The following is a 5,901-nucleotide window of genomic DNA, read 5'->3' as shown; positions in this document are numbered from 1 at the left end:
CCACTGGAAGCGCTTGACGACGTTGTTCGCAGAGACGCTGATCTGAGCCTTTGCCTGGCTGTTCTTGCCTGTTGGCTGTCCGCCCCGTTCGCGGTATCAGGCAGCACAAATGCGCTGCGCCGGATGAGTGGGCCGAGCGGGAACGAACAGCCTGATGCAATCCTATGATGTCGTGATCATCGGCGCGGGTGCCGCCGGAATGATGTGCGCCGTGGAGGCGGCCAAGCGCGGCCGTTCTGTGCTGATCCTCGATCATGCGGCGGCGCCTGGCGAGAAGATCCGCATCTCCGGCGGGGGCCGGTGCAATTTCACCAACATCCATGCCAGCCCGAAGAATTTTCTGTCGGGCAATCCGCATTTCTGCATTTCGGCGCTCAGCCGCTATACGCAACGCGATTTCATCGCCCTCGTCGAACGCCACCGCATCGCCTATCACGAAAAGACGCTTGGGCAGTTGTTCTGCGACGGCTCCGCACGCCAGATCACCGACATGCTGGTCTCGGAAATGCAGGACAAGGGCGCCGAACTGGTGCTGTCGACCAGCGTTGAGGATCTCCGCAAAACCGTGGAGGGGTTTGTGCTCACTCTCTCCACGGGCACGATTAGGTGCCAGTCTCTGGTCGTGGCCTGCGGCGGCAAGTCGATCCCCAAGATGGGGGCGACCGGTTTCGGCTACGAGCTTGCCGAACGGTTTGGGCTTGCCATCGTCGAAACGCGGCCGGCGCTGGTGCCGCTGACCTTCGACGCAAACACGCTCGAACGGCTGGCGCCGCTGGCCGGCAACGCCGTCGACGCGGAAGTCGCCTGCGGCAAGACGCAGTTCTCCGAAGCGATGCTGTTCACGCATCGCGGCGTTAGCGGACCATCCATCCTGCAAATCTCGTCCTATTGGCGCGAGGGCGACGAAATCCGCATCGCCATGCTGCCGGGAGTTGATGTGGCGGACCTCATTCGTAGTGCCAAGCGCGGTAATGGGCGGCAGGCGGTGCAGACCGTGCTGGCAAATCACCTGCCGAAGCGGCTGGCGCAGTCGATCGCCGAACGCACCGGGATCGATGGCAATCTCGCCGATCTTTCCGACGCCCAGATCAAAACCATAGCTGCCGCAGTCAATGACTGGCGCATCAAGCCTGCCGGTTCTGAGGGCTACCGCACCGCTGAAGTGACACTGGGCGGGGTCGACACCAACGGGCTGGACCAGAAGACGATGCAGGCGAAATCCGTGCCGGGCCTGTTTTTCATCGGCGAAGCCGTCGATGTCACGGGTTGGCTGGGCGGTTATAATTTCCAGTGGGCATGGTCGTCGGGCTGGGTGGCAGGCCAGGCAGCATAGACTTACTTCCGTGGCTTCGCCCCAGTAGCTGCCGGCGCCTTTTTCTTCTTTTTGGCCTTGTTGTAATCGATGGCGGCCCGGACGAGCTCTTTCAAAGCGCTCTCATTGAGCGTGTCGCCCTTGAACACATCGATAGCCCGCCACACCTTGCCGCCAAAACCATTGTTGAACAGCCTGTCGGGATCCGGCAGGCTGGCGCCATGGGAAAAGGTCAGCTTCACCTTGTCCTTGTGGGCGTTGCCGACCACGATGTTGCCGTCGAGGCACCATACCGGGCTGCCCATCCACTTCCACTCCTCGATGATGTCCGGGTCGGCTGCAAGGATGGTCTTGCGGATGTCGGCGAGCGTCTCGCCGCGCCAGTCCGAGAGACCGGCGATCAGCTGGTCGATCTGTTGCGAGGGGGTCATTTGCGTGTCTCCTGTGCGTCGACGCGTTCAACCGCTGCCTGTCACCAGCGCGCCAGTTGGGTAATCTGAACGAGGTTGCCGCAGCTGTCGTTCAGCTGGGCGATGGTTGAACCGGTCACCTCGGTCGGCGGCATGGTGAACGCGCCACCCTTCGCCTTGATGCGCTCGTAGTCGCCCCTGACGTCGTCGGTGAAGAACATGACCGCAGGCTGACCCTGCTGGAAGATGGCTTCCTGATAGGCCTTGGCGGCCGGGTTGTCGTTGAGCGCGAGCTGCAGTTCGGTTCCATCAGGCTCTTCAGCCGAGGTCACTGTCAGCCAGCGATAGGGCCCGTTGCTGAAATCGGCCTTCTTGGTGAAGCCCAGCACGTCGGCGTAGAAGCGCAATGCGTTTTCCTGGTTGTCCACATACACGCTGGTCAGCTTGATCTTCATCGCTCTTTCTCCTCTGTCGTATTCTTGCGTCTGTGGCCGCTACGGGGTCCAGCCGGGCAGGGCGGCGGCCTGCTTGATCCATTCCGCCATTTGCGCCTCGTCGAACCGGTCTTCGCGGATGTCGATCCAGCGCACATCCTTGCTCTTGGCCGTGCCGCCTGGTGGGATCGGTTGCAATGAGATGCCACTGAAAAAGGTCATCTTCACATAGTGGGTGAAGACATGGAAACTCGCGAACCAGCCCTGGCCTTCGATGCCGTAGAAGGGTGAGTTCCATCGCACGGCCTTGCGGACGTCAGGCACGTTGCCCACGATGAGCGCGTCGAGGCGCTCGCCCAGGCCGCGCTTCCAGTCCGGCATCGCAGCGATATAGGCCTGCACCGGGGCGTCGCCGTCGCCCTTGGCGATTTGCGGGTTGCCGCCGGAGAGCAGCACTGGCGCAGCCTTGGCCTCGGTCGATTGTCCCTGCGTCCTGGCCACTCTGCCCCACTCCCTATCCGCCGGCACGCTGCACGCCGCGTCCCTTGGCGGCATAGGGCAGCACGAACATGTACAGGCCGCTGAGCAGCAGCAGGAGGAGCGGCAGGAGCGGCGAGTAGACCACCCAGGCGGGAGGCTGCCTGAATGCCATGGTGGCGAAGTTGGCGATGACGGTCAGCGCAAAGATGATCGACAGCCAGCGATGCATTTGCCGAACCCACTTGTTCCAGTCCAATAGTTCCTCCTGTCAAAACAACCGGTGCGGACCACCGATCCGCACCTGCGAGTTTCAATCTATCCGCGCCAGGACCTGACTCAGATTTGCAAAGTACTGCCGCCACCCGCTCGTCGCGCCCCGATACGCCTGCTCCTGATCCGGCCGGAAGCCGGACTGTTCCATACGCAACCGGGTGCCTGTGCTGGTCGGCACGAGGGTCCAGGTGACGACACTCTCAAGGCCATAGGCCTGCCACGTGTAGGACAGTGTCTTGTTCAACTCGACGGCTGTTACCTGACAGTCCACAACGATGCTCACGTCAGGTTGCGGTTCCTTCCGCAGCTTGAAACGGTGGTCCACGACTGGCTTGAAGTCGTTCTTCATCAGCCATTCCTCGATCAGATGCGGTTGGGTCAGCGCGCGCCAGATTTTTTCCGGCGGATAGGGGATCTCACGTTCGACGATGACAGAGCGCGTTTCGGTCGCAATGTTGGTCATTGGTCCATTCTTTTGAGCAAATTTTCGAGATCGTCGAACCGGCTCTGCCAGAACGCGTTCATCTGGTTCGTCCAGTCGGTCAGTGGGGAAAGTGCTGCCAGTTGGGCGCTGTAATGGGTCTGCCGTCCTTGATGGCGGTCGCGCACCAGCCCGGCCTGCTTGAGCACGCCGAGATGCTTCGACACCGCAGGTTGAGAGACCCCCGACTGAGCCGTCAGGGCGCCGACCGTCTGCTCGCCTTGCCGGCACAGGCGCTCGAAGATCGCGCGACGCGTCGGATCGGAGAGCGTTCTGAAGAGGACATCGTGAGCGTTCGTCATCCGGGATCGATAACCCTGTGGCTATTGATTACGTATAACTGTCGAGATATGGATATGTCAAGCGGGGGTGTTGGCGGTCCCGATCCGGCGGTTTCCAAAAAAATCTTTCCATTGCCCCAAGGATTAGCCATTAGCGTTCGTCCAACAGGCAAATGATGGCGATGATGCTGGATGAGAGCGAAGCCTCCGACGCCGAACTGATCGGGCGGGCGAAGGGCGGAGACAGGAGGGCCTTCAGCACATTGCTGGAAAGGCACTATGACTTCGTCTATCGCGCCGCCTATCGCTGGTGCGGCAGGAAGGCCGATGCCGAAGACATCGCCCAGGAAGTCTGCGTCAGGCTGGGCAAAGCGATCCGCGACTATCGCGGCGGCGGCGCCTTCACCACATGGCTCTATTCCGTGACGATGAACGCCGCGCGCGACGTGATGAGAAAGTCCGCCCGCGAGACCGTGAAGACTGAGGCCTATGGCGTCCATGCACTGATCTCGGGCGAGGCGTCGGTCGAACCGGAAGACCCTGCCGAAGCGTTATGGGCGGCCGTCCGGCGATTGCCGGACAAGCAGCGCGACGCGGTGCTGCTGGTCTATGGCGAAGGGTTGAGCCATGCGGCCGCGGCCGAGGCGATGACAATCTCGGAGACGACGGTTTCCTGGCACATCCATGAAGCGAAGAAACGGCTGAAGACGCTGATGCGCGCGGCCGGGGAAGTGTGACCATGGTTGACGACAACGAACTCAACAGACTGCGCGATATAGCGGCGCCGGCGCCCGCCAAGGATGCCAAGGCACGTGCTTTCGAAGCCGCCCTGCGTGCATACGATCAGGAAAATATTTCTGCCGTTACCCAAGGATCGGTTGGCGGGCTTCGTCTCACAGAGCGAGCACAAAAGCTCTGGAGCGAGATCATGCAAAAGAAACTCATTGCCACGCCGGTTCTTGCCGGGCTCGTCGCCCTGCCGATCGCCGGATACGCCACCTTCCATATGCTGAGGGAACAGCCGCCGAAATTCGGCGGCGACGAGAAAATCACCGAGACGCTGGCCGACAAGCCGGCGACCGTCAAGCCGACGACCGCCGAGCCGAAGCCGGCTCCGACCGGGCTGGAGACGGACAAGAAAGCCGACGCCGATGTGGAAAGCCGCGACGCGACCGATGCGCTTGTGGCGCCGGCCTCGCCGCAGAAATCCGAATCGACCGTTGCTTCCGGCGCGGCACAACAGAATGCACTGGAGCGCGGTGTGCTGGCCGAGCCTGCGCCACCGGCACCGACAGGCGAATTCGCATTGGATGGCGCCGTAAGTGCGCCCAGTACGTCGCGGGCCCGCATGCCGGCCGAGTCCAAGCTGATGGCGCCGCAGCAGCCGTCGACCTTGCCGGCCGACCAGATGCAGCCGCAACCGGAAAACCGCGACCGCATCGAGGATTTCAAGACCAATCCGGTGCATGCGGCACTCGAGGATCCGGTCTCGACCTTCTCGATCGACGTCGACACAGCCTCCTATTCCTTCGTGCGCAGCTCGCTGAAGCAGGGCACCCTGCCGCAGGTCGATACTGTTCGCGTCGAGGAGATGATCAACTACTTCCCCTATGACTGGAAGGGTCCGGAGTCGGCCTCGACACCATTCAACTCGACCGTCAGCGTCATGCCGACGCCGTGGAACACGCATACCAGGCTGATGCATGTCGCCATCAAGGGTTTTGACGTCAAGCCGACCGAGCAGCCGAAGGCCAATCTGGTCTTCCTGATCGATGTCTCGGGCTCGATGGACGAGCCGGACAAGCTGCCGCTGCTCAAATCGGCTTTTCGGCTGCTGGTCAGCAAGCTGAAGGCCGACGACACGATCTCGATCGTAACCTATGCGGGTGACGCCGGCACGGTCCTGGAGCCGACCAAGGCGTCCCAAAAGGACAAGATCCTCAGTGCCATCGACAATCTGACGCCCGGCGGCAGCACGGCCGGCGAGGCGGGCATCAAGGAAGCCTACAGGCTGGCGCAGAAATCCTTCGTCAAGGACGGCGTCAACCGGGTGATGCTCGCCACCGACGGCGACTTCAATGTCGGCCAGAGCGACGACGACGATCTGAAGCGGCTGATCGAAAAAGAGCGCAAGACCGGTGTCTTCCTGTCGGTGTTCGGCTTCGGCCGCGGCAATCTGAACGACCAGATGATGCAGACCATCGCCCAGAACGGCAACGGCACCGCCGCC

At 61.9% G+C, this 5,901-nt stretch carries 9 protein-coding genes; 3 read left to right on the top strand and 6 right to left on the bottom strand.

Going from position 1 to position 5,901, the window contains the following annotated elements:
• The first annotated feature begins 154 nt into the window (after positions 1-154).
• A complete protein-coding gene (locus EN925_RS19900) occupies positions 155-1,333 on the top strand; it encodes an NAD(P)/FAD-dependent oxidoreductase (RefSeq protein ID WP_127368723.1) in 1,179 nt (392 codons plus the stop codon).
• A gap of 2 nt (positions 1,334-1,335) precedes the next feature.
• On the opposite strand, the gene EN925_RS19895 is transcribed toward EN925_RS19900, so the two are convergent.
• The 6 genes from EN925_RS19895 to EN925_RS19870 are packed head-to-tail and all read right to left on the bottom strand — an operon-like array spanning position 1,336 to position 3,692.
• Positions 1,336-1,743: a DUF1801 domain-containing protein gene (locus tag EN925_RS19895; RefSeq protein ID WP_024501305.1), complete on the bottom strand. Its 408-nt coding sequence runs from the start codon at positions 1,741-1,743 to the stop codon at positions 1,336-1,338.
• Between the two features lie 41 nt (positions 1,744-1,784).
• Complete coding sequence (locus tag EN925_RS19890; RefSeq protein WP_024501304.1) at positions 1,785-2,177, bottom strand: VOC family protein; 393 nt, start codon at positions 2,175-2,177, stop codon at positions 1,785-1,787.
• 39 nt (positions 2,178-2,216) lie between these two features.
• Positions 2,217-2,657, bottom strand: a complete 441-nt coding sequence (locus EN925_RS19885; protein WP_064993719.1) for a DUF1801 domain-containing protein — start codon at positions 2,655-2,657, stop codon at positions 2,217-2,219.
• 13 nt (positions 2,658-2,670) lie between these two features.
• Positions 2,671-2,892 (bottom strand): hypothetical protein, encoded by a 222-nt coding sequence (locus EN925_RS19880; protein WP_013531185.1) that lies wholly within the window; start codon positions 2,890-2,892, stop codon positions 2,671-2,673.
• A gap of 54 nt (positions 2,893-2,946) precedes the next feature.
• Positions 2,947-3,372 carry an SRPBCC domain-containing protein gene (locus EN925_RS19875; protein WP_013531186.1) on the bottom strand — a complete coding sequence of 142 codons (426 nt, stop codon included), beginning with the start codon at positions 3,370-3,372 and terminating at the stop codon, positions 2,947-2,949.
• A complete protein-coding gene (locus EN925_RS19870) occupies positions 3,369-3,692 on the bottom strand; it encodes a metalloregulator ArsR/SmtB family transcription factor (RefSeq protein ID WP_013531187.1) in 324 nt (107 codons plus the stop codon). Before EN925_RS19870 ends, EN925_RS19875 begins: the two co-directional genes overlap by 4 nt.
• A gap of 155 nt (positions 3,693-3,847) precedes the next feature.
• Here EN925_RS19870 and EN925_RS19865 point away from each other — a divergent pair, with 155 nt between their 5' ends.
• Together EN925_RS19865 and EN925_RS19860 are read left to right on the top strand one after the other, a co-directional pair.
• Positions 3,848-4,408: an RNA polymerase sigma factor gene (locus EN925_RS19865; RefSeq protein WP_013531188.1), complete on the top strand. Its 561-nt coding sequence runs from the start codon at positions 3,848-3,850 to the stop codon at positions 4,406-4,408.
• Between the two features lie 2 nt (positions 4,409-4,410).
• Positions 4,411-5,901: von Willebrand factor type A domain-containing protein (locus EN925_RS19860; protein WP_128336834.1), on the top strand; the 1,491-nt coding region annotated here is incomplete at its 3' end.

Source organism: Mesorhizobium sp. M7A.F.Ca.US.006.04.2.1 (assembly GCF_004022915.1).
Taxonomy (GTDB): Bacteria; Pseudomonadota; Alphaproteobacteria; order Rhizobiales; family Rhizobiaceae; genus Mesorhizobium; species Mesorhizobium ciceri.
Note: the sequence above shows the minus strand (reverse complement) of the source record. Positions and strands in the feature narration are given on the sequence as shown.